22 protein-coding genes are annotated in these 23,917 nt (G+C 57.5%); 14 read left to right on the top strand and 8 right to left on the bottom strand.

Annotated features, from left to right (window positions below; all coding sequences use genetic code 11):
• The first annotated feature begins 112 nt into the window (after positions 1–112).
• From aegA to P346_RS12365, 3 genes are all read left to right on the top strand, one after another.
• Complete coding sequence (gene aegA / locus P346_RS12355; protein ID WP_032659332.1) at positions 113–2,089, top strand: formate-dependent uric acid utilization protein AegA; 1,977 nt, start codon at positions 113–115, stop codon at positions 2,087–2,089.
• A gap of 66 nt (positions 2,090–2,155) precedes the next feature.
• Positions 2,156–2,749: a GDP-mannose pyrophosphatase NudK gene (nudK, locus tag P346_RS12360; protein WP_032659331.1), complete on the top strand. Its 594-nt coding sequence runs from the start codon at positions 2,156–2,158 to the stop codon at positions 2,747–2,749.
• Between the two features lie 101 nt (positions 2,750–2,850).
• On the top strand, positions 2,851–3,894 hold the full coding sequence (locus tag P346_RS12365; RefSeq protein WP_032659328.1) for a DUF1176 domain-containing protein: 1,044 nt from the start codon (positions 2,851–2,853) through the stop codon (positions 3,892–3,894).
• Positions 3,895–3,989: 95 nt separating this feature from the next.
• Here P346_RS12365 and tkt read toward each other — a convergent pair whose 3' ends face one another.
• Positions 3,990–5,978 (bottom strand): transketolase, encoded by a 1,989-nt coding sequence (gene tkt / locus P346_RS12370; protein ID WP_032659325.1) that lies wholly within the window; start codon positions 5,976–5,978, stop codon positions 3,990–3,992.
• A 19-nt stretch (positions 5,979–5,997) separates the two neighbouring features.
• Complete coding sequence (gene tal / locus P346_RS12375) at positions 5,998–6,948, bottom strand: transaldolase (RefSeq protein WP_032659323.1); 951 nt, start codon at positions 6,946–6,948, stop codon at positions 5,998–6,000.
• A 289-nt stretch (positions 6,949–7,237) separates the two neighbouring features.
• Between tal and maeB the strand changes: the two genes are divergently transcribed.
• Positions 7,238–9,517: an NADP-dependent oxaloacetate-decarboxylating malate dehydrogenase gene (gene maeB / locus P346_RS12380; RefSeq protein ID WP_023308741.1), complete on the top strand. Its 2,280-nt coding sequence runs from the start codon at positions 7,238–7,240 to the stop codon at positions 9,515–9,517.
• A gap of 87 nt (positions 9,518–9,604) precedes the next feature.
• Here maeB and hemF read toward each other — a convergent pair whose 3' ends face one another.
• Entirely contained in the window at positions 9,605–10,504 is a 900-nt protein-coding gene (gene hemF / locus P346_RS12385) for an oxygen-dependent coproporphyrinogen oxidase (RefSeq protein ID WP_032659320.1), read from the bottom strand.
• Complete coding sequence (gene amiA, locus P346_RS12390) at positions 10,504–11,379, bottom strand: N-acetylmuramoyl-L-alanine amidase AmiA (RefSeq protein WP_023308739.1); 876 nt, start codon at positions 11,377–11,379, stop codon at positions 10,504–10,506. The genes hemF and amiA overlap by 1 nt, the downstream gene beginning before the upstream one ends.
• A gap of 212 nt (positions 11,380–11,591) precedes the next feature.
• On the opposite strand from amiA, the gene P346_RS12395 reads away from it, so the two are divergent.
• The 10 genes from P346_RS12395 (at position 11,592) to pdxK (ending at position 19,934) form a co-directional block, all read left to right on the top strand.
• Complete coding sequence (locus P346_RS12395; protein WP_023308738.1) at positions 11,592–12,017, top strand: GNAT family acetyltransferase; 426 nt, start codon at positions 11,592–11,594, stop codon at positions 12,015–12,017.
• Entirely contained in the window at positions 12,004–12,453 is a 450-nt protein-coding gene (locus tag P346_RS12400; protein WP_032659317.1) for a DUF2919 domain-containing protein, read from the top strand. Before P346_RS12395 ends, P346_RS12400 begins: the two co-directional genes overlap by 14 nt.
• Before the next feature lie 63 nt (positions 12,454–12,516).
• The gene (locus P346_RS12405) at positions 12,517–13,092 is read left to right on the top strand and encodes an RpoE-regulated lipoprotein (protein WP_032659315.1); all 576 of its coding nucleotides are present in this window, start codon (positions 12,517–12,519) and stop codon (positions 13,090–13,092) included.
• A gap of 92 nt (positions 13,093–13,184) precedes the next feature.
• Positions 13,185–14,084 carry a Dyp-type peroxidase gene (locus P346_RS12410; protein ID WP_032659314.1) on the top strand — a complete coding sequence of 300 codons (900 nt, stop codon included), beginning with the start codon at positions 13,185–13,187 and terminating at the stop codon, positions 14,082–14,084.
• Positions 14,085–14,256: 172 nt separating this feature from the next.
• On the top strand, positions 14,257–15,270 hold the full coding sequence (locus P346_RS12415) for a sulfate ABC transporter substrate-binding protein (RefSeq protein WP_023308734.1): 1,014 nt from the start codon (positions 14,257–14,259) through the stop codon (positions 15,268–15,270).
• On the top strand, positions 15,270–16,103 hold the full coding sequence (gene cysT / locus P346_RS12420; RefSeq protein ID WP_004123378.1) for a sulfate/thiosulfate ABC transporter permease CysT: 834 nt from the start codon (positions 15,270–15,272) through the stop codon (positions 16,101–16,103). The genes P346_RS12415 and cysT overlap by 1 nt, the downstream gene beginning before the upstream one ends.
• A complete protein-coding gene (cysW, locus tag P346_RS12425) occupies positions 16,103–16,978 on the top strand; it encodes a sulfate/thiosulfate ABC transporter permease CysW (protein WP_023308733.1) in 876 nt (291 codons plus the stop codon). Before cysT ends, cysW begins: the two co-directional genes overlap by 1 nt.
• Positions 16,968–18,062: a sulfate/thiosulfate ABC transporter ATP-binding protein CysA gene (gene cysA, locus P346_RS12430; RefSeq protein ID WP_032659311.1), complete on the top strand. Its 1,095-nt coding sequence runs from the start codon at positions 16,968–16,970 to the stop codon at positions 18,060–18,062. The genes cysW and cysA overlap by 11 nt, the downstream gene beginning before the upstream one ends.
• Positions 18,063–18,180: 118 nt before the next feature.
• Positions 18,181–19,092 carry a cysteine synthase CysM gene (gene cysM / locus P346_RS12435; RefSeq protein WP_032643539.1) on the top strand — a complete coding sequence of 304 codons (912 nt, stop codon included), beginning with the start codon at positions 18,181–18,183 and terminating at the stop codon, positions 19,090–19,092.
• Between the two features lie 5 nt (positions 19,093–19,097).
• The gene (gene pdxK / locus P346_RS12440) at positions 19,098–19,934 is read left to right on the top strand and encodes a pyridoxine/pyridoxal/pyridoxamine kinase (protein WP_032659309.1); all 837 of its coding nucleotides are present in this window, start codon (positions 19,098–19,100) and stop codon (positions 19,932–19,934) included.
• A gap of 44 nt (positions 19,935–19,978) precedes the next feature.
• On the opposite strand, the gene crr is transcribed toward pdxK, so the two are convergent.
• The 4 genes from crr to cysK all read right to left on the bottom strand — a co-directional run bounded on the left by crr (position 19,979) and on the right by cysK (position 23,847).
• Positions 19,979–20,488 (bottom strand): PTS glucose transporter subunit IIA, encoded by a 510-nt coding sequence (gene crr / locus P346_RS12445; RefSeq protein ID WP_003861316.1) that lies wholly within the window; start codon positions 20,486–20,488, stop codon positions 19,979–19,981.
• A gap of 40 nt (positions 20,489–20,528) precedes the next feature.
• On the bottom strand, positions 20,529–22,256 hold the full coding sequence (ptsI, locus tag P346_RS12450) for a phosphoenolpyruvate-protein phosphotransferase PtsI (protein ID WP_023332954.1): 1,728 nt from the start codon (positions 22,254–22,256) through the stop codon (positions 20,529–20,531).
• Between the two features lie 44 nt (positions 22,257–22,300).
• Positions 22,301–22,558 (bottom strand): phosphocarrier protein Hpr, encoded by a 258-nt coding sequence (ptsH, locus tag P346_RS12455; RefSeq protein WP_000487600.1) that lies wholly within the window; start codon positions 22,556–22,558, stop codon positions 22,301–22,303.
• A gap of 317 nt (positions 22,559–22,875) precedes the next feature.
• On the bottom strand, positions 22,876–23,847 hold the full coding sequence (cysK, locus tag P346_RS12460) for a cysteine synthase A (protein WP_014884739.1): 972 nt from the start codon (positions 23,845–23,847) through the stop codon (positions 22,876–22,878).
• Positions 23,848–23,917 lie beyond the last annotated feature (70 nt).

The following is a 23,917-nucleotide window of genomic DNA, read 5'->3' as shown; positions in this document are numbered from 1 at the left end:
CTGTAAATAATTCGGCATTCCGGGCATTTGAACATTGCCCGATCGCGCCGTGATGCGTAAATACCATATTCATACAAAGAATAAGGTTATTGAACCAAAAACAGGTGTGGTTATGAATCGTTTTATTATGGCTAACAGCCAGCAGTGCATCGGGTGTCGCGCCTGCGAAGTGGCCTGCGTGATGGCGCACAACGATGAGCAGCACGTACTGAGCGAGCGCCATTTTCACCCCCGCATTACGGTCCTGAGGTCCGGCGAGAAGAGTAGCCCCGTCACCTGCCATCACTGTGAAAATGCGCCCTGCGCGCAAAGCTGTCCGAACGGCGCCATCAGCAAATGCGATGACAGCGTACAGGTGAATCAACAAAAATGCATTGGCTGTAAGGCCTGCGCGGTGGCCTGCCCGTTTGGCACGATGGAGATTATCGTCACCCCGCTCGACAACGGCGGCGTGAAGGCCTCGGCGAATAAATGCGATCTCTGTCTGACGCGGCCACGCGGCCCGGCCTGTATTGAAAATTGCCCGGCAGATGTCCTCTCACTGGCGACGCCTGCTGTCCTTGATACTCTGGCAAAATCGCGCCGCCAGCGCACGGCCTGCCTGGAAGCGCAGCCCTGGCATGCGGAGGCCGTCAGAGAAGACGCTTCGCGCACCAAACTGCATCAGATGCAAACAACCCCGCCGCGCGGCGAGCCTGATAAACTGGCTGCTGCAGAACGCGTGGGCAATTTTAACGAAATTTACCTGCCGTTCCGGGACGGGCAGGCCGCCCGCGAGGCGTCGCGCTGCCTGAAATGCGGAGAGCACAGCATTTGCGAATGGACCTGCCCGCTGCATAACCACATCCCGCAGTGGATCGAGCGCCTCAACGCGGGGGACATCACCGGCGCGGTCGAGCTTTCTCATCAGACCAACTGTTTACCTGAAATTACCGGCCGCGTCTGTCCGCAGGACCGATTATGCGAGGGTGCCTGCACAATACGTGAAAGGGCGGGATCCGTGACCATCGGTAACATCGAGCGCTATATCTCCGATCGGGCGCTGGCGATGGGCTGGCGGCCGGATATGTCCGCCGTTACGCCGTCAGGTAAACGTGTTGCGATCGTCGGCGCCGGGCCCGCCGGGCTGGCGTGCGCCGACGTGCTGGTGCGCAGCGGCGCGAGCGTGACGGTCTATGACCGGCATCCGGAAATTGGCGGATTGCTGACCTTTGGCATCCCGGCATTCAAGCTGGACAAATCGCTGCTCGCGCGGCGCAGAGAGATATTTACCGCGATGGGGATCCGCTTCGAGCTGAACTGCGAGGTGGGCCAGGACGTGTCGATGTCGCAATTAAAGCACGAGTACGACGCCCTGTTTATTGGCGTGGGAACCTACCGCTCGATGAAAGCGGGTATCCCGCACGAGGACGCGCCTGGGGTCTATGACGCGCTGCCTTTCCTGGTGGGCAACACGCGACACGTTATGGGGCTGGAGGCGACGGCCAGCGAACCGTTCATCGACACCCATGGCTTAAACGTGGTGGTGCTTGGCGGGGGCGATACCGCGATGGACTGCGTCCGCACCGCGTTACGCCACGGCTCGGCGAAGGTAACCTGCGCCTATCGTCGGGATGAGGCCAACATGCCGGGCTCGAAGAAAGAGGTGAAGAACGCCCGAGAAGAGGGCGCGGCGTTTGAATTTAACGTCCAGCCGGTTGAGCTGACGCTGGATCCGAACGGTAAGGTCAACGGTATCCGGATGCTGCGTACCGAGCTCGGTGAACCGGACGCGCAGGGACGGCGTCGGCCCGTTCCGGTAGCGGGCAGCGAGTTCGTGATGGAGGCGGATGCGGTCATCATGGCGTTTGGTTTTAACCCGCACGCGATGCCGTGGCTGCAGGCGCAGGGTGTCGAAACGGATGACCGGGGGCGGATCGTTGCCTCCGTCGAGAGCCGCTACCGTTATCAGACGACTAACCCACAGATCTTCGCCGGGGGCGATGCGGTACGCGGTGCGGATCTGGTGGTGACCGCCATGGCGGAAGGGCGTCATGCGGCGCAGGGGATACTCGACTGGCTTGGAGTTAACGCCCCAAAACATCATTAAACCGGCGGGCGACAAAGCGGGATTCACGGCGTAGTATAGGACGACTCATTGTGTTGTGGAGCCCGTATGACCCTGAAAATTGACGTTATCAAAGACAAAATTCTCTCTGAAAACTACTTTGTCCTGCGTAACATCACCTATGACCTTACGCGTAACAACGGTGAGGTGATCCGCCACAAGCGCGAGGTCTACGACCGCGGCAACGGGGCAACCATTCTGCTCTATAACCGTGAAAAGCAGAGCGTGGTGCTGATCCGTCAGTTCAGGGTGGCGACATGGGTTAATGGCAACCCTGACGGACGTCTGATTGAAACCTGCGCGGGCCTGCTCGATGATGATGAGCCGGAAGTTTGTATCCGCAAAGAGGCCGTGGAAGAAACCGGCTTCGAAGTGGGCGAGGTCAAAAAGGTCTTCGAGCTGTTTATGTCGCCGGGCGGCGTAACGGAAATTGTGCATTTCTTCATCGCGGAATACAGCGACGCGCAGCGCACTCACCGCGGCGGTGGCGTGGACGATGAAGATATCGAAGTGCTGGAGCTTCCTTTTACCCGGGCGCTGGAGATGATGCGTTCAGGCGAAATCAGGGATGGTAAAGCGGTGATATTACTGCAGTATTTACAGACAACCGGGCTGATGAACGCTGCTTTCGAACGGATATAGCCTGTTTTTCGGGTATATCTGATAAATCCGATTGAGCAACCCCGGCGGGAACACGAAGATACTGCCCAGTTAAGCGTTTTCGTTCCGGGATTGTGTCATTCATGCGCTACAGCGTCTTTTTGTTTTACCTGTTTTGTGTGCTCCTCGCGCCGCAGGTGCGGGCTGCACCTGCCCAGCAAGCCTTCTCCGACTGGCAGGTAACCTGCAATAACCAGAATTTTTGCCTCGCACGCAACACGGGTGAACACCGTGGTCTGGTCATGACGCTCACCCGTAGCGCCGGGGCGAAAACGGACGCCACGCTGCGTATCGATCTCGGCGGTCTTGATGCGCCCTCGGTCAAAGAGCCAGAGATTGCTCCCCGGCTGCTGCTGGATAACGTTCCCCTGAAGCTGGACAAACAGCGTTGGCAGCTCACGCCCTGGCATCTGAAAACGGACGATGCGGCCACCATCACCGCCTTTCTGAAAAACATCCAGGAAGGGAAGGCCCTGACCCTGCGCGACGGTAAGCAGGTTATTTCACTGAGCGGTCTGAAAGCCGCGCTGCTGTTCATTGATGCGCAGCAAAAGCGCGTCGGCAGCGAAACCGCGTGGATCAAGAAAGGTGACGATCCGCCGTTAAGCGTTCCGCCTGCACCCGCCTTAAAAAAGGTGGCGGTCGTCAACCCGACCCCGACGCCGCTCTCCCACGCCGAACTGAACGACCTGCTGGACTATGGCACCGGGCGGATGAACGCCAGCCAGTGCTCGCTGGATCCTAACCGCCGGGAAGTGCGCGTCACCGCGTTAACTGATGACAAAGCGCTGCTGATCGTCAGCTGCGAGGCGGGGGCCTATAACACGGTCGATCTGGCGTGGCTGGTATCGCGTAAAAAACCGTTCACCGCACGCAGCGTCAGGCTGCGTCTGCCGTTTACGCCGTCAGGCGATGGGAGCGAAATGGAGTTGATGAACGCCAGCTTCGATGAAAAGACGCGCGAGCTGACAACGCTCGCGCTGGGGCGCGGTTTGGGCGATTGCGGGATCCAGACGCGCTGGCGTTTTGACGGCCAGCGCTTCCGCCTTGTGCGCTACGCCGAGGAGCCCAGCTGCGACAGCTGGAACGGGCCAGATGCCTGGCCCACGCTGTGGATCACGCGGTAGTTTTATGCCGGGTGGCGCTGTCGCTTACCCGGCCTATGGTTTGGCGGTTTTGTAGGCCGGGTAAGGCGTAGCCCCACCCGGCAACGCAGACCGCACTAGATCACGCTCAGCGCCTTCTCCACCACGTTCTCAACGGTAAAGCCGAAGTACGGGAACAGCTTATCGGCAGGGGCGGACTCACCGTAGCCCCGCATGCCGACAATCGCCCCTTTGAGCCCGACATACTTGTACCAGTAGTCGGCAATACCGGCTTCCACCGCCACGCGAGCCGCGACGCTGGACGGCAGGACCGATTCCCGATACGCCTCGTCCTGAGCGTCAAAGATATCCGTTGAGGGCAGGGAGACCACGCGCACCGCGTGACCTTCGGCAGTCAGTTTCTCTGCCGCTTTCACCGTGATTTCCACCTCGGACCCGGTCGCAATCAGGATCACGTCCGGCTTGCCGCCGCTGTCCTTCAGGATGTAGCCGCCGCGGGCGATGTTCTTCACCTGCTCCGGGGTTCGCTCAATCTGCGCCAGGTTCTGGCGTGACAGAATCAGTGCCGTTGGGCCATTGTGGCGTTCCACCGCCAGCTTCCAGCCCACCGCCGCTTCGACCTGATCGCACGGACGCCAGGTGCTGAAGTTGGGCGTCAGGCGCAGGCTCGCCAGCTGTTCAACCGCCTGGTGCGTAGGCCCGTCTTCCCCGAGTCCGATGGAGTCATGGGTGTAAACCATAATCTGCCGCGCCTTCATCAGCGCCGCCATGCGCGCCGCGTTGCGGGCGTACTCGACGAACATCAGGAAGGTGGCGGTATAAGGCACAAACCCGCCGTGATGGGCGATGCCGTTGGCAATGGCGGTCATGCCGAACTCGCGCACGCCGTAGTGGATGTAGTTCCCGGCAATGTCCTCTTTGAGCGATTTTGAGCCCGACCAGATGGTCAGGTTGCTGGGCGCCAGATCCGCCGAGCCGCCGAGCAGTTCGGGCAGGAGAGGGCCGATTGCGTTCAGGGTATTTTGCGACGCCTTGCGGGTGGCGATTTTCGCCGGGTTGGACTGCAGGTTTTCAATCAGCGCCTGGGTTTTATCATCCCAATCCTCCGGCAGGCCGCCGCTCATGCGGCGGGAAAACTCGGCGGCGAGATCCGGGTGCGCTTTTTTATAGGCGGCAAACTTCTCGTTCCAGGACTGCTGGGCCTTTTCACCCGCCTCACGGGCATCCCAGGCTCTGTAGATCTCTTTCGGGATCTCAAACGGCGGATGTTTCCACCCCAGCTTCTGCCGGGTCAGCGCGACTTCCTCCTCGCCCAGCGCCGCGCCGTGCGCCTCTTCTTTGCCCGCCTTGTTCGGCGAGCCGAAGCCGATGACCGTGCGGCAGATAATCAGGGACGGTTTATCCTTCACGCTCTGTGCTTCCTGAATCGCTTTTTTCACCGCTTCAGGGTCGTGGCCGTCGATCTCGTGTACCACGTGCCAGTGATAGGCTTCGAAGCGTTTTGCCGTGTCGTCGGTAAACCAGCCTTCGGTCTCCCCGTCGATGGAGATGCCGTTGTGATCGTAGAAGCCAATAAGCTTGCCGAGCCCCAGCGTGCCCGCCAGGGAGCAGACCTCATGGGAAATCCCCTCCATCAGGCAGCCGTCACCCATAAACACGTAGGTATAGTGGTCGACAATTTCATGGTCCGGCTGGTTAAACTGCGCCGCCAGCGTGCGTTCGGCGATTGCCAGCCCGACCGCATTGGCCAGCCCCTGACCGAGTGGCCCGGTCGTCGTTTCCACGCCCGGCGTATAGCCAATCTCCGGGTGCCCCGGCGTTTTGGAGTGCAGCTGGCGGAAGTTTTTCAGCTCTTCAAGCGGCAGATCGTAGCCGGAAAGGTGCAGCAGGCTGTAGAGCAGCATTGAGGCGTGACCGTTGGAGAGAATAAAGCGGTCGCGATCGTACCAGGTCGGGTCATTGGGGTTGTGCTTCAGAAAGTCGTTCCACAGCACTTCGGCAATATCAGCCATGCCCATCGGCGCGCCGGGGTGGCCGGAATTGGCTTTTTGCACGGCATCCATGCTGAGGGCGCGAATGGCATTGGCTAGCTCTTTACGGGACATAGTTCACTCCGTGGCAAGGTTAAAGTTTGGCGGCGAGAAGATCTTCAAGTTTGCGCTGGTCGACGGCGAACTGGCGGATGCCGTCCGCCAGTTTATCCACGGCCATGGCGTCCTGATTGTGCTCCCAGCGGAACTCCGCTTCGGTCATGGCTTTCGGTTTTGGCAGAACGGTGGAGGTCGGCACCAGCTTGCGGATCACCGTTTCTTCTTTGTCCTGTAGCTCCTGGAGAAGGTTAGGGGAGATGGTCAGACGGTCGCAGCCTGCCAGAGCGAGGATCTGCTCGGTACGGCGGAAGCTGGCCCCCATCACGATGGTTTCGTAGCGGTGCTGTTTGTAGTAGTCGTAGATATTACGGACCGATTTCACGCCCGGATCCTCATCCACCACGTACGGATCCATCGGCTGTTTCGCCTGATACCAGTCGTAGATGCGCCCGACAAACGGCGAGACGAGGAACACGCCCGCTTCAGCGCAGGCGCGCGCCTGGGCAAACGAGAACAGCAGGGTCAGGTTGCAGTGGATGCCCTCTTTTTCCAGCACCTCAGCCGCGCGGATGCCTTCCCAGGTGGACGCCAGCTTGATCAGAATGCGTGATTTATCAATCCCCTGCTCCTCGTACAGTTCCACCAGGCGACGCGCCTTATTAATGCTCTTTTCTTTATCGAACGAGAGGCGGGCGTCGACTTCGGTCGAGACGCGGCCCGGGATGCTTTTAAGAATTTCCGCACCAAAATTAACCGCCAGCTTGTCGCTGGCTTCGGCGACCTGCTGCTCCTGCGTTTTCCCGCGCTGTTTACCGTAGGCAATGGCGTCATCAATCAGATGGCTAAAATGGGCAAGCCCTGCAGCTTTGAGCAGTAGCGAAGGGTTAGTGGTCGCGTCCTCCGGCTGATAGTGGCGAATCGACTCGATATCGCCGCTGTCTGCAACCACGGTGGTGAATTTTTTGATGCCGTCTAGCTGGTTCATAAATGATTACTCCTTGGAAATAAAAGAGTTAGATGAGTGCGTTAGTTCACACTTCTGGAAAAATCATGATGGACTTAACAAAAAAGCATAGCAGACGGGGGAGGCATTGCTTTTGAGACGGGTAACATGGCTGTTATAAATTGATAACAATTTTTAATGTGTGATGGTGAGAGTTTGGCTGCCTTCAAAGTTTAGGAGGCGGCCTGAGGCGATACTAGGCGGCACACCAGGGTGTGCATCAGGATCGCTTACGTCACCCTTTTGACCGATACGTGAAAGGAAAAATAAGATGGATGAGCAGTTGAAACAGAGTGCCCTCGATTTTCACGAGTTTCCTGTCCCGGGGAAAATCCAGGTCTCCCCAACCAAGCCGCTGGCAACCCAGCGCGATCTGGCGCTGGCCTATTCGCCGGGCGTGGCTGCACCGTGTCTGGAAATCGAAAAAGACCCGCTGGCGGCCTACAAATATACCGCGCGCGGCAACCTTGTCGCCGTGATCTCTAACGGCACGGCGGTGCTGGGGCTGGGCAACATCGGCGCGCTGGCCGGTAAGCCGGTGATGGAAGGGAAGGGGGTACTGTTCAAGAAATTCGCCGGTATCGACGTGTTCGATATCGAGGTGGACGAACTCGATCCTGACAAATTCATCAACGTGGTGGCTGCGCTGGAGCCGACCTTCGGCGGGATTAACCTGGAAGACATCAAAGCGCCGGAATGTTTCTATATCGAGCAGAAGCTGCGCGAGCGTATGAACATTCCCGTGTTCCACGATGACCAGCACGGGACCGCGATTATCAGCACCGCCGCGATTCTGAACGGCCTGCGCGTGGTTGAGAAAAATCTCTCCGACGTGCGCATGGTGGTTTCTGGCGCAGGCGCCGCGGCCATCGCCTGTATGAACCTGCTGGTAGCGCTGGGTATGCAGAAACACAACATTGTGGTCTGCGACTCCAAGGGCGTCATCTATAAAGACCGCGAGCCGAACATGGCGGAAACCAAAGCGGCGTACGCGGTCGACGACGACGGTAAACGCACCCTGGACGACGTGATTGACGGCGCGGATATCTTCCTCGGCTGCTCCGGTCCGAAAGTGTTGACCCAGGAGATGGTGAAGAAGATGGCGCGTGCGCCAATGATCCTGGCCCTGGCGAACCCTGAGCCGGAAATCCTGCCGCCGCTGGCGAAAGCGGTGCGTGAAGACGCCATTATCTGTACCGGCCGTTCGGACTACCCGAACCAGGTCAACAACGTGCTCTGCTTCCCGTTCATCTTCCGCGGCGCGCTGGACGTCGGCGCAACGGCGATCAACGAAGAGATGAAGCTTGCCGCCGTTCACGCCATCGCGGAGCTGGCCCACGCCGAGCAGAGCGAGGTGGTTGCCTCAGCGTACGGCGATCAGGACCTGAGCTTCGGCCCGGACTACATCATTCCGAAACCGTTCGACCCGCGCCTGATTGTCAAAATTGCGCCAGCCGTTGCCAAAGCGGCGATGGACTCCGGCGTGGCGACGCGTCCGATCCACGATTTCGACGCTTACGTCGATAAGCTCACCGAGTTCGTCTACAAAACTAACCTGTTCATGAAGCCGATCTTCTCCCAGGCGCGCGCCGACGCGAAGCGCGTGGTGCTGGCGGAAGGGGAAGAGGCGCGCGTGCTGCACGCCACCCAGGAGCTGATCACCTTAGGCCTGGCGAAACCGATCCTGATTGGTCGTCCGAGCGTGATTGAGATGCGTATCCAGAAGCTGGGCCTGCAGATCAAGCCGGGCGTCGACTTCGAGATCGTTAACAACGAATCCGATCCGCGCTTCAAAGAGTACTGGAGCGAATACTACGCGATCATGAAGCGTCGCGGGATCACCCAGGAACAGGCGCAGAAAGCCGTCATCAGCAATACGACGGTGATCGGCGCGATCATGGTGCATCGCGGCGAGGCGGATGCGCTGATCTGCGGCACCATCGGCGATTACCACGAGCACTTTAGCGTGGTGCAGGAGATCTTCGGCTATCGCGACGGCGTCCATACCGCCGGGGCGATGAACGCGCTGCTGCTGCCAAGCGGCAACACCTTTATTGCGGATACTTACGTTAACGACGATCCGACCCCGGACGAGCTGGCGGAAATCACCGTGATGGCCGCCGAGACCGTCCGTCGCTTTGGCATCGAGCCGAAGGTGGCGCTGCTGTCGCACTCTAACTTTGGTTCGTCTAAATCCGCGGCGGCCTGCAAAATGCGCCAGACGCTGGAGCTGGTGCGCGAGCGTGCGCCGGAGCTGATGATTGACGGGGAGATGCACGGCGACGCCGCGCTGGTGGAGAGCATCCGTAACGAACGTATGCCGGACAGCCCGCTGAAGGGATCGGCCAACATACTGATTATGCCGAACGTGGAAGCGGCGCGTATCAGCTACAACCTGCTGCGCGTCTCCAGCTCTGAAGGGGTGACCGTAGGACCGGTACTGATGGGCGTGGCGAAACCGGTGCATGTGTTAACGCCGATTGCCTCCGTGCGCCGTATCGTGAATATGGTGGCGCTGGCGGTGGTTGAGGCGCAGACGCAGCCTCTGTAATTTTTACCCTCACCCTAACCCTCTCCCAAAGGGTGAGGGGATTTATACTCCCTCTCCCTTTGGGAGAGGGCCGGGGTGAGGGGAGAGTTACACCCAGTCCCGAACCTGAATAAACTCACGCAAGGCATCCTCCGGGCTGCCTTCTTTTGGTTCGTAGCAGTATTCCCAGCGCACCAGCGGCGGCATCGACATCAGAATCGACTCCGTGCGCCCGCCGGTCTGCAGGCCGAACAGCGTCCCGCGATCCCATACCAGGTTGAACTCCACGTAGCGCCCGCGGCGGTAAAGCTGGAACTCGCGCTCGCGCACGCCGTAGTCAGTGTTTTTACGGCGTTCGACGATGGGCATATAGGCGTCGGTATAGCCTTCGCCTACTGCGCGCATAAAGCTGAACGCGGTATCAAAATCAGGCGCGTTGAGATCGTCAAAGAACAGCCCGCCGATGCCGCGCTGCTCGTCGCGGTGCTTCAGGTAAAAGTAGTCGTCGCACCACTTTTTAAATTTCGGGTAGACCTCTTCGCCAAACGGCAGGCAAAGATCCCGCGCGGTGGTGTGCCAGTGCACGGCATCCTCTTCGAAGCCGTAGTAGGGCGTTAAATCGAAACCGCCGCCGAACCACCAGACCGGGTCGGCGCCCGGTTTTTCCGCAATGAAAAAACGCACGTTGGCGTGGCTGGTGGGCACAAACGGGTTATGCGGATGCACCACCAGCGAAACGCCCATCGCCTCGAAGCTGCGGCCCGCGAGTTCAGGACGATGCGCCGTCGCAGACGCGGGCATGGCGTCGCCGTGAACGTGGGAAAAATTCACGCCCGCCTGTTCGAAGATGCCGCCGTTTCGCAGCACGCGGCTGCGCCCGCCGCCCCCGGCCTCGCGCTGCCAGTTATCTTCCTGAAATTCACCGCCGTCTGCGGCGGCCAGTTTCTGGCAGATCTCATCCTGCAGCTGCAGCAGGAAGGTTTTGACCAGTTGAGCATCGGGTTTCATCAACGTTTCCTGGAGTGCGCTTTTTGGTTATCGAACCAGTTGAAGTAGCTGATAATGCCGGAGGCGATGGCGTTAGCGATCTTCTGACGAAACGCCGTGGTGCCGAGGAGCCGCTCTTCTTCCGGGTTGGTAATGAAGGAGGTTTCCACCAGCACGGACGGGATGGACGGTGACTTCAGCACCACGAACGCCGCCTGCTCGGTGCCTTTGCTGTGCAGACGATGCACCGGCTTAATCTTCTTCAGAATATGCGAGCCGAGCGTCAGGCTGTTTTTGATCGTATCCGTCTGCACGAGGTCGAACAGCACCTGCTGTAGCAGGTGGTCTTTATCAGTGGCTTTCTTCCCGGCGACTTCATCCGCCCGGTTTTCGCGGTCGGAGAGGTATTTTGCCATGGCGCTACTGGCGCCACGGTTGGAAAGCGCAAACACCGAGGCGCCGGCCGCAGAAGGGTTGGTAAAGCCGTCGGCGTGGATCGACATAAACAGATCCGCACCGTGCTGGTGGGCGATCTCCACGCGGTCGTACAGCGGAATAAAGGTGTCGCCAGAGCGCGTCAGACGGGCGTCAATGCCGTTGCTGCGTAAAATTGCGCGCACGTTTTTTGCAATTGCCAGCACGACGTGTTTTTCTTTCGACCCGTTTTTGCCGATGGCGCCGGTATCAATACCGCCGTGGCCCGGGTCGAGCATCACCAGACGCTTCGCGCCCGGCTTTTTGGTTTTCGGTTTGCTGTGTCCGTTACTGGTTTTGAGCGTGCTCTCGTCTTTTGCCTGAGCCTGCTTTGCGATGCCCGTTAACGTTAAGGCCGCCAGCCCCGCTTTGAGAACCTGACGACGCGATGTGAGTGCTTTTAATGGTTTGAATGTGCTCATGCGGCCTGAATACTAAAAAATGGGGTCCTGGTGTTATATCGTATCGTGTTTCCCGTTACGACAGTCCATATTGAGAATTGTTTTACTTTTCATTTCAATACGTGACAAAGTGACATTATGCCAAATTTTGGCGAGATTTTCCCCGGTTATTGGCGAAAGGCGAGCTTCGCGCCATAATCACTGTTTTTAAACCCGAAAAGGCGGTTAATACCATGGAGATACGCGTTTTTCGCCAGGAAGATTTCGAAGAGGTGATCACCCTTTGGGAGCGCTGCGATCTGCTGCGTCCGTGGAACGATCCGGAAATGGATATCGAACGTAAGGTGAATCACGACGTCAGTCTGTTCCTGGTCGCGGAAGTCAACGGTGAGGTTGTGGGGACGGTCATGGGCGGTTACGACGGCCACCGCGGCTCGGCCTATTATCTGGGCGTCCACCCGGAATACCGTGGCCGCGGCATTGCCAATGCGCTGCTGAACCGGCTCGAGAAGAAGCTGATCGCCCGCGGCTGCCCGAAAATCCAGATCATGGTGCGGGAAGATAACGACGTGGTGCTGGGCATGTATGAGCGTCTGGGCTACGAGCATTCCGACGTGCTGAGTTTAGGAAAGCGTCTGATCGAAGATGAAGAGTACTGAGATCCATCCGGCAGACTATGACGCGCAGGGCCGCGTCAGGCTGCCTTTTCTATTCTGGTGCGTTCTGCTGCTCCAGGCCCGGACCTGGGTGCTGTTTGTGATGGCCGCCGCGTCGCGCGGGCAGGGCGATACGCTGCTGAATCTCTTTTATCCCGATCATGATGCCTTCTGGCTCGGCTTGCTGCCGGGCGTACCGGCGGTGATCGCTTTTTTATGCAGCGGACGACGGCAGGCGATCCCCCGCTTTTGGCGCGCGCTTCGCTGGCTGCTGATCCTCGCCCAGGTTGCGCTGCTATTCTGGCAGCCGGTACTCTGGTGGTACGGTGAACCGCTGACGGGCACCGGCGTTGCGCTGGTGGTTGCCGATATTGTTGCGCTGCTGTGGCTGCTGACCAACCCGCGTCTTCGCGCCTGTTTTGCGCATCAGGATGATTAATCCGGCACTTTTTGCCGATGCCGCACTCCAACAAGCGTTGATTTAACAAGAAAGGACGTTTCAATGAAATCGCTGCGTTTACTTTTATGCGCTCTCCCGCTGGCGTTGACCGGCTGTTCGACGCTCTCCTCCATTAACTGGTCCGCCGCGTATCCGTGGAACTGGTTTGGCTCTTCAACGGAAGTGACCGAGCAGGGCGTGGGGAAAATTACCGCCGCGACGGCGCTGGATCAGAATGCTATTCAGGATGCGCTCAGCAGCGATTACCGCCTGCGCAGCGGCATGAAAACGGAGAATGGCAATATTGTTCGCTATTACGAAGCGCTGAAGGGCGACAAGCTGGCGCTGGTGATCAACGGCGATAAAGGCACCGTAAACCGAATTGCCGTGATGGATGAAGATATTCCGACGGCGAGCGGTGTAAAAGTGGGTACGCCGTTTAGCGATCTTTATAAGCAGGCCTTTGGCAACTGCACCAGCGTGCCGTCTGACGACAAGGTCGCGGTGGAATGTAAGGCTGAAGGCAGCCAGCACATCAGCTATGTCTTCACCGGAACCTGGAGCGGTCCGGAAGGTCTGATGCCGTCTGACGACACGCTCAAGAGCTGGAAAGTGAGCAAAATACTCTGGAAGCAGTAATTTGCGCCTGAACAAACCGCCTCGCTGAAATCCGGGTATAATACCCGCCATCAATGCCACGCTGACGTGGCATCTTTATTTCAGGAGGAGCGATGTCTCAGGTTCAGAGTGGCATTTTGCCAGAACATTGCCGCGCGGCGATTTGGATTGAAGCCAATGTTAAAGGGGACGTGGATGCCCTGCGTGCGGCCAGTAAAGCGTTTGTTGATAAGCTGGCCACCTTCCAGGCCAAATTCCCGGAAGCCCACCTCGGCGCCGTTGTTGCCTTTGGCAATAACGTCTGGCGTCAGCTGAGCGGTGGCGAAGGGGCGGAAGAGCTGAAAGATTTCATCCCTTACGGCAAAGGTCTGGCTCCGGCAACCCAGTACGACGTGCTGATCCACATTCTCTCCCTGCGTCACGACGTGAACTTTTCCGTTGCCCTGGCGGCGGTAGCGGCCTTTGGCGACAGCATTGAGGTGCAGGAAGAGGTTCACGGCTTCCGCTGGGTGGAAGAGCGCGATCTGAGCGGCTTCGTCGACGGGACGGAAAACCCGGCGGGTGAAGAGACGCGTCGTGAAGTCGCGGTAATCAAAGACGGCGTGGACGCGGGCGGCAGCTACGTGTTCGTTCAGCGCTGGGAGCACAACCTCAAGCAGCTTAACCGCATGAGCGTGCACGATCAGGAGATGATGATTGGCCGCACTAAAGAAGCCAACGAAGAGATCGACGGCGACGACCGTCCTGTAACCTCTCACCTGTCCCGCGTTGACCTCAAAGAAGACGGCAAAGGGCTGAAGATTGTACGCCAGAGCCTGCCGTACGGTACCGCAAGCGGCACGCACGGCCTCTACTTCTGCGCCTACTGCGCGCGCCTGCATAACATTGAGCAGCAGCTGCTGAGCATGTTCGGCGATACCGACGGCAAGCGCGACGCCATGCTGCGCTTCACCAAACCGGTGACCGGCGGCTACTACTTTGCGCCGTCCGTTGATCGTCTGCTGGCGCTGTAAAAGCTTTTCTCCCTCTCCCTGTGGGAGAGGGCCGGGGTGAGGGCATCAGGCTTCACCCTTATTCCCTTTTCTGCTTCTAAATCACCAAACGGTATATAAAACCGTTACTCCTTTCATCCCCGTTATAAATATTATGACTATAAGATAGTCATCACATTTATAAGGGTGCGCAATGGCCGTTACTGTACTGAAAAAAGGAACTCTGGCGCTGGCAGGTTTACTGCTGGTGGCACAGGCGCAGGCGACTGAACTGTTAAACAGTTCGTATGACGTCTCCCGCGAGCTGTTTGCCGCCCTTAATCCACCGTTCGAACAGCAGTGGGCAAAAGACAATAACGGCGACAAGCTGACCATCAAGCAGTCCCACGCCGGGTCGTCCAAGCAGGCGCTGGCGATTTTGCAGGGCCTGAAAGCGGATGTGGTGACCTACAACCAGGTGACTGACGTGCAGATCCTGCACGACAAAGGCAAGCTGATCCCGGCCGACTGGCAGAGCCGTCTGCCGAACAACAGCTCCCCGTTCTATTCCACCATGGGCTTCCTGGTGCGTAAGGGCAACCCAAAGAATATCCACGACTGGAGCGACCTGGTGCGTTCCGACGTGAAGCTGATTTTCCCGAACCCAAAAACCTCCGGTAACGCGCGTTATACCTATTTAGCCGCGTGGGGCGCGGCGGACAAGGCTGACGGTAACGATAAAGCCAAAACCGAGCAGTTCATGACCCAGTTCCTGAAAAACGTCGAAGTGTTTGATACCGGCGGCCGCGGGGCGACAACGACCTTCGCGGAGCGCGGTCTCGGCGACGTGCTGATCAGCTTTGAATCGGAAGTAAATAACATCCGCAAACAGTATGAAGCGCAGGGCTTTGAGGTCGTTATCCCGAAAACCAACATCCTGGCCGAGTTCCCGGTGGCGTGGGTGGATAAAAACGTGCAGGCAAACGGTACCGAGAAAGCGGCAAAAGCCTATCTCAACTACCTGTACAGCCCGCAGGCGCAGACCATCATTACCGATTACTACTACCGCGTGAACAACCCGGACGTGATGAACAAACTGAAAGACAAATTCCCGCAGACCGATTTGTTCCGCGTGGAAGATCATTTCGGCTCCTGGCCTGATGTGATGAAAACGCATTTTGCCAGCGGCGGTGAGTTAGACAAATTGCTGGCGGCGGGGCATAAGTGATGTTTGCAGTTTCGACAAAACGCGTGCTGCCGGGCTTTACCTTAAGTCTCGGGACCAGCCTGCTGTTCGTCTGCCTGATCCTGCTGTTGCCGCTCAGCGCGCTGGTGATGCAGCTTGCTCAGATGAGCTGGGCGCAGTACTGGGACGTGGTCACCAACCCGCAGGTGGTGGCGGCCTACAAGGTGACGCTGCTGTCGGCGTTTGTCGCCTCCATTTTTAACGGCGTGTTTGGCCTGCTGATGGCGTGGATCTTAACCCGCTATCGCTTCCCGGGCCGCACGCTGCTTGACGCCCTGATGGATCTGCCGTTTGCGCTGCCGACGGCGGTGGCGGGCTTAACCCTCGCGTCGCTCTTCTCCGTGAACGGTCTGTACGGCGAGTGGCTGGCGAAATTTGACATCAAAGTGACCTATACCTGGCTCGGTATCGCGGTGGCGATGGCCTTTACCAGCATCCCGTTTGTGGTCCGTACCGTGCAGCCGGTGCTGGAAGAGTTGGGTCCGGAATACGAAGAAGCGGCGGAAACGCTGGGCGCCACGCGCTGGCAGAGCTTTCGCAAGGTGGTTCTACCGGAGCTCTCTCCGGCGCTGATGGCGGGCGTCGCGCTGTCGTTTACCCGCAGCCTCGGTGAGTTCGGCGCGGTGATTTTTATCGCTGGCAACATCGCCTGGAAAACTGAAGTCACCTCGCTGATGATTTTCATCCGTTTGCAGGAGTTTGATTATCCGGCGGCGAGCGCGATTGCCTCGGTGATCCTGGCGGCCTCGCTGCTGCTGCTGTACTCGATTAACACTCTGCAAAGTCGCTTTGGTCGACGTGTGGTAGGTCACTGATGGCGGAAGTTACGCAATTGAAGCGATACGATGCACCCCGCATCAACTGGGGTAAATGGTTTCTGATTGGGGCTGGCGTGCTGGTTTCCGCCCTCATTCTCGTCGTGCCGACGGTTTATATCTTCGTTCAGGCGTTCAGCAAGGGCCTGATGCCCGCGCTGGAAAACCTGGCGAACCCGGATATGCTGCATGCCATCTGGCTGACCGTGCTGATTGCGCTGATCACCGTGCCGGTGAACCTCGTGTTCGGGACCCTGTTGGCCTGGCTGGTGACCCGCTTCAACTTCCCGGGACGTCAGCTGCTGCTGACCCTGCTGGACATTCCTTTCGCCGTATCGCCGGTGGTGGCGGGTCTGGTGTATCTGCTCTTTTACGGCTCCAACGGCCCGTTGGGCGGCTGGCTGGATGAGCATAACCTGCAGATCATGTTTGCCTGGCCGGGCATGGTGCTGGTCACCATCTTCGTGACCTGTCCGTTTGTGGTGCGTGAGCTGGTCCCGGTGATGTTAAGCCAGGGCAGCAACGAAGACGAAGCGGCGGTGCTGCTGGGCGCGTCGGGCTGGCAGATGTTCCGTCGCGTGACGCTGCCGAATATCCGCTGGGCGCTGCTTTACGGCGTGGTGCTGACCAACGCCCGCGCGATTGGCGAGTTCGGTGCCGTGTCCGTCGTCTCCGGCTCCATCCGGGGTGAAACCCTGTCGCTGCCGCTCCAGATTGAGCTGCTGCAGCAGGACTACAACACCATCGGCTCGTTTACTGCCGCAGCGTTGCTGACGCTGATGGCCATTTTGACCCTGTTTTTGAAGAGTGTGGTGCAGTGGCGTTTAGAAAATCAGGAAAAACGTCAGCATCAGGAGGGAAATCATGAGCATTGAGATTGCCAATATTAAGAAGTCTTTTGGTCGCACCCAGGTGCTGAATGATATCTCGCTGGATATCCCTTCCGGACAAATGGTGGCGCTGCTGGGGCCGTCTGGCTCGGGTAAAACCACGCTGCTGCGTATTATCGCCGGGCTTGAGCATCAGACCAGCGGGCACATCCGCTTTCACGGCACCGACGTGAGCCGCCTGCACGCCCGCGATCGTAAAGTAGGTTTTGTGTTCCAGCATTACGCGCTGTTCCGCCACATGACCGTGTTCGACAACATCGCGTTTGGCCTGACCGTGCTGCCGCGTCGCGAGCGCCCGGATGCGGCAACCATTAAGGCGAAAGTAACCAAACTGCTGGAGATGGTGCAGCTGGCTCATCTGGCTGACCGTTTCCCGGCCCAGCTGTCCGGCGGGCAGAAACAGCGCGTGGCGCTGGCGCGCGCGCTGGCCGTTGAGCCGCAAATTCTGCTGCTGGATGAACCCTTTGGCGCGCTGGATGCGCAGGTGCGTAAAGAGCTGCGCCGCTGGCTGCGCCAGCTGCATGAAGAGCTGAAATTCACCAGCGTCTTCGTGACCCACGATCAGGAAGAGGCGATGGAAGTTGCGGATCGCGTGGTGGTCATGAGCCAGGGCAACATTGAGCAGGTTGACGAGCCAGAGCAGCTCTGGCGCGAGCCGGCGACCCGCTTCGTGCTGGAGTTTATGGGCGAGGTAAACCGTCTGCAGGGCACTATTCGCGGCGGTCAGTTCCACGTCGGCGCGCACCGCTGGCCGCTGGGCTATACCTCCGCGCATCAAGGGCCGGTGGATCTGTTCCTGCGTCCGTGGGAAGTGGACGTGAGCCGCCGAACCAGCCTGGATTCACCGCTGCCGGTGCAGGTGCTGGAAGCTAGCCCTAAAGGTCACTACACCCTATTGGTGGTACAGCCGCTGGGCTGGTATACCGAGCCGCTGACCGTGGTCATGCGCGACGACGTGCCGCCGTACCGGGGCGAGCGCCTGTTTGTCGGGCTGCAGCACGCCCGTATTTATCACGGGAAGGAGCGCATCGAGACGCGCGAGGATATTGCTCTGGCGGAGTCAGCCTGATAGGTTATTAGGATGTTTATCGCCCGGTGGCGCTGCGCTTACCGGGCCTACAGTTATCACTGCGTCTTGTAGGCCGGGATCGCTGCGCGCGCCCCGGCTTTTTTATTGAGTAAAAATCGTGAATACACTCGAACACACCATCGGCAACACTCCTCTGGTCAAGCTTCAGCGCATGGGGCCGGACAACGGCAGCGAAATCTGGGTCAAACTCGAAGGCAACAACCCGGCGGGGTCGGTGAAAGACCGCGCGGCGCTGTCGATGATTGTCCAGGCCGAAAAACGCGGAGAAATTAAGCCAGGCGACGTGCTGATTGAGGCCACCAGCGGCAACACCGGTATTGCCCTGGCGATGATCGCCGCGCTGAAAGGCTACCGCATGAAGCTGCTGATGCCGGACAACATGAGTCAGGAGCGCCGCGCCGCGATGCGTGCCTACGGGGCCGAGCTGATTCTGGTGACCAAAGAGCAGGGAATGGAAGGCGCGCGCGACCTGGCGTTAGAAATGGCCGAGCGCGGCGAAGGTAAACTACTGGATCAGTTCAACAACCCGGACAACCCTTACGCGCACTACACCACCACCGGCCCGGAAATCTGGCAGCAAACCGACGGGCGTATCACCCATTTTGTCTCCAGCATGGGTACCACCGGCACCATTACCGGGGTATCGCGTTTTCTGCGCGAGCAGGAAAAAGCCGTCACCATCGTTGGCCTCCAGCCGGAAGAGGGGAGCAGCATTCCGGGCATTCGCCGCTGGCCTGCGGAGTATATGCCCGGTATCTTTAATGCGCAGCTTGTGGACCAGGTGCTGGATCTTCACCAGCGCGAGGCGGAAAATACCATGCGTGAGCTGGCCGTGCGCGAAGGTATCTTCTGCGGCGTCAGCTCGGGCGGCGCGGTAGCGGGTGCGATTCGGGTGGCGCAGGCAAACCCGGGGGCGGTGGTAGTGGCGATTATTTGCGATCGCGGCGATCGCTATCTGTCTACCGGCGTCTTTGGTGAAGAGAGTTATTCGCAGGGGGCGGGGATTTAAGCGTCATGGAGATGATTCTATTCCGGGATAACACCCGGGCGCAGCAAACCGACATTGTCGCAGTGCAGTCGCAGGTGGTTTACGGCAGCGTGGGGAACAGCATTGCGGTACCGAATATTCGTACCCACAGGCTGAACGTCACCGCCGTGCCGACGGTACTGTTTAGCAACACGCCGCACTACGACACGTTTTATGGTGGAGTGATCCCCGACGAGTGGTTCAGCGGCTACCTTAAGGCGCTGGAAGAGCGCGAGATCCTGCGCGAGCTTAAAGCGGTCACCACCGGCTATATGGGCAGCGCCAGCCAGATCGTTCTGCTGGCGCAGTGGCTGAAGGCGGTCAAAGCGCAGCATCCGGACCTGCTGGTGCTGGTCGACCCGGTTATCGGCGATATCGACAGCGGAATGTACGTGAAGCCTGAGATCCCGCAGGCGTATCGGGAGCACCTGCTGCCGCTGGCGCAGGGGATCACGCCAAACGTCTATGAGCTGGAAGTGTTAAGCGGCAAACCGTGCCGTACGCCGGAAAGCGCCATCGCGGCGGCGCAGGGACTGCTCTCCGACAGCCTGAAATGGGTGGCGATCACCAGCGCGCCGGTGGCCGATGACCCGGAAAACATCCACGTGGTGCTGGTGACGAATGAAAGCGTGACCGTCAGCGCGCACCCGCGCGTTGAAACCGATCTGAAAGGAACGGGCGACCTGTTCTGTTCAGAGCTGGTGAGCGGAATTGTAGAGGGGAAAACCGTTGCCGATGCCATTCGCATGGCCGGCGATCGGGTGACTGACGTGATGCTTTATACCCAGTCGAAAGGCTACGACGAGCTTATCCTCCCCGCATAAACAAAAATGGCGCCCGAAGGCGCCATTTTTCTGTGCGGCAAGAATTACTTCTTGATGCGAATAACCGGGGTTTCACCCACGGTGACGCTGCCAGACAGTTTGATCAGTTCTTTGATTTCGTCCATGTTGGAGATAACAACCGGCGTCAGGGTAGACTTGGCTTTTTCTTCCAGCAGTGGCAGATCGAATTCAATTACCGGGTCGCCAACTTTAACACGCTGGCCTTCTTCCGCGATACGTTTGAAGCCTTCGCCTTTCAGTTCAACGGTGTCGATACCGAAGTGAACGAACAGTTCGATACCGCTATCAGATTCGATAGAGAACGCATGGTTGGTTTCAAAAATTTTACCGATGGTGCCGTCAACTGGAGCAACCATTTTGTTGCCAGTTGGTTTGATAGCAATGCCATCACCAACGATTTTCTCAGCAAACACTACATCCGGCACGTCTTCGATGTTGACGATCTCGCCGGAGAGCGGAGCAACAATCTCAATAGTTCCGGAGTCTTTCTTATCATCAGAAACCAGAGATTTCAGTTTATCGAACAAACCCATGATCTTCTCCTAAGCAGTAATTTGGGCCGCATCTCGTGGATTAGCAGATTGTTTTTTCTTCAATGAACTTGTTAACCAGCGTCATTAACTCGTCCGTTGTCGGTTGAGCAAGAGCCTGCTCTGCTAACACCTTCGCATCTTCGAAGTTCGTGTTACGGATAATCTTCTTAATGCGCGGGATGGAAATGGCGCTCATAGAGAATTCGTCCAGACCCATACCCAGCAACAGAAGTGTAGCACGTTCGTCGCCTGCAAGCTCACCACACATGCCAGTCCATTTACCTTCTGCATGAGAAGCATCAATAACTTGCTTGATCAAGTTCAGTACGGACGGTGACATTGGCTGGTAGAGATGTGAAATCATATCATTACCACGGTCAACTGCCAGGGTGTACTGCGTTAAATCATTGGTGCCGATACTAAAGAAATCAACTTCTTTGGCTAAATGACGCGCAATGGTCGCCGCCGCAGGTGTTTCCACCATCACGCCGATCTCGATTGACTCGTCAAACGCTTTACCTTCGTCGCGCAGTTCCTGTTTGTAGATTTCGATCTCTTTCTTCAGTGCACGCACTTCTTCAACAGAGATGATCATCGGGAACATGATGCGCAGTTTACCGAAAGCAGAGGCACGCAGGATCGCGCGAACCTGGTCACGCAGGATCTCTTTACGATCCATCGCGATACGGATTGCACGCCAGCCCAGGAACGGGTTCTCTTCTTTCGGGAAGTTCATGTACGGCAGCTCTTTGTCGCCGCCGATGTCCATGGTACGGACGATAACCGCCTGAGAGCCACACGCTTCAGCCACGGCTTTATAAGCAGCAAACTGCTCTTCTTCCGTTGGCAGCGCGTCGCGGTCCATGAACAGGAATTCTGTACGATAGAGACCTACGCCTTCCGCACCGTTGCGCTCAGCGCCATCAACGTCACGGACGGTACCGATGTTTGCGCACACTTCTACCTGATGGCCGTCCAGGGTGATGGCTGGCAGGTCTTTCAGCTTAGCGAGTTCCGCTTTTTCAGTCGCAACCTGCTCCTGAACCGCGCGCAGTTTATCGATCTCTTCATTAGTTGGGTTGACGTAAACCAGATTGTTTACGGCATCCAGAATCAGATAGTCGCCGTTTTTCACCTGAGAGGTGACGCTACCGGTACCCACGATGGCAGGCAGTTCCAGAGAGCGCGCCATGATAGAGGTGTGGGAAGTACGGCCACCCGCGTCGGTGATGAAACCGAGGACCTTTTTCAGGTTCAGCTGTGCGGTTTCAGACGGAGTGAGGTCAGCGGCAACCAGGATAACTTCATCCTGAATCGCGCTCAGGTCGATGATGGCCAGACCCAGGATGTTGCGCAGCAGGCGCTTACCGATGTCACGTACGTCAGCCGCACGCTCTTTCAGGTATTCATCATCCAGTTCTTCCAGGGCAGTTGCCTGACCTTCGATAACTTCATGCGCAGCCGCGTCGGCCGTCATGCCTTTATCTTTAATCAGGGCTATGATTTCCTGCTCCAGCTCCTCATCTTCGAGCAGCATGATGTGCCCTTCGAAGATGGCTTCTTTTTCTTCACCGAAAGTTTCGCCAGCTTTAGTTTTGATTGCTTCCAGTTGCGCAGATGCCTTGGCACGACCGCTCAGAAAACGTTCAACTTCCTGATCAACCTTGTCGGCAGAAATTTTTTTCCGGTCGATGACGATCTCGTCTTCTTTCAGCAGCAGTGCTTTGCCGAAAGCGATACCCGGGGATGCTAAAATGCCTGAAATCATAACCCTACCTTACTTGTGACTGATATTTAAAAGAACCCGGAAACTTACTCGAGCTCAGCCATCAGTTTTACCAGATGCTCAACTGCTTTCTGCTCGTCTTCACCTTCTGCAGAGATGGTGACAACGGTGCCCTGAGTCAGGCCCAGAGTCTGCAGTTTGAACAGGCTTTTTGCGCTCGCGCTTTTGCCGTTGGAAGTCACAGTGATTTCAGAAGTGAAGCCTTTTGCTTCTTTAACAAACTGAGCAGCAGGGCGGGTGTGCAGACCGTTCGGAGCGGTAATGGTAACTTCTTGCTGGAACATTGTATTTCCCCAACTTATAGGTTTAGTGTTGTGGAACTAAAGTCTAGCCTGGCGACTGAACTTTAGCCTGTATTGTTAGCGCTGACGTTTCGATCGTCATTAAACATTATGCAGCGAAAGCAAGACTTGAACCAAATCATAAAATCGATTCAGCAAGGCTATTTCATTCACCGATTAATTTCACGCATCAAAATAATTGCTGGTTTAAATACCAGACCCAACGGGGTGAAGCAATGCCAGGAGGGGCAAAAGTTTGAAGCAGGCCACAAAAAAGCACCTGAAAAGGTGCTTTTTTACGCGTTATTAACATGCTGGCACTACTGTTGCAGCTCTTTTTCGGTAAACAGATCGGCAAACAGTGCGGTGCTCAAGTAACGCTCGCCCGAAGAAGGAAGGATAACCACAATATTCTTGTTGGTAAAGGCTTCGTCTTCCTGAAGCTTGAGTGCTGCCGCAACGGCTGCACCGGAAGAGATACCCGCCAGAATGCCTTCTTCATCCATCAGGCGACGCGCGGTAGAAATGGCTTCTTCGTTAGTGATGGTCACCACTTTATCGATCAGCTTCAGATCCAGGTTGCCCGGAATGAAGCCTGCGCCAATACCCTGAATTTTATGCGGGCCTGGTTTAAGCTCTTCACCCGCCAGTGCCTGGGTGATGACCGGTGAGTCGGTTGGCTCAACGGCAACGGTGATCAGGTCTTTTTTACCCTTTGTGCCTTTAATATAGCGTGACACGCCGGTCAGCGTACCGCCGGTACCCACGCCGGAGATAAAGACGTCAACCTGGCCGTCGGTATCTTCCCAGATTTCCGGACCGGTGGTCTTCTCGTGAATTTCCGGGTTAGCCGGGTTGCTGAACTGCTGCAGCAGCAGATATTTCGCCGGATCGCTGGCCACAATCTCTTCGGCTTTCTGAATGGCACCTTTCATGCCCTTCGCGCCTTCGGTCAGCACCAGGTTCGCGCCCAGCGCTTTGAGCAGCTTACGACGCTCGATGCTCATGGTTTCTGGCATGGTCAGCGTCAGCTTGTAGCCACGCGCGGCAGCCACATAGGCCAGAGCAATACCGGTGTTACCGCTGGTCGGTTCCACCAGCTCAACGCCAGGCTTCAGTACGCCACGTTTTTCAGCATCCCAAATCATGTTTGCACCGATACGGCATTTTACGCTGAAGCTCGGGTTACGTGATTCGACCTTCGCCAGAATGCGTCCATTACCGATACGGTTCAGTCGAACCAGGGGCGTATGACCGATAGTCAGCGAGTTGTCTTCATAAATCTTACTCATGGCCTGTCCTTAACTGTATGAAATTGGGATACCGACCCAGCATACCTGTTGAGCAGGTAGGGGGAAGTAA

The organism is Enterobacter sp. DC1 (assembly GCF_000568075.1).
Taxonomy (GTDB): Bacteria; Pseudomonadota; Gammaproteobacteria; order Enterobacterales; family Enterobacteriaceae; genus Enterobacter; species Enterobacter asburiae.
Note: the sequence above shows the minus strand (reverse complement) of the source record. Positions and strands in the feature narration are given on the sequence as shown.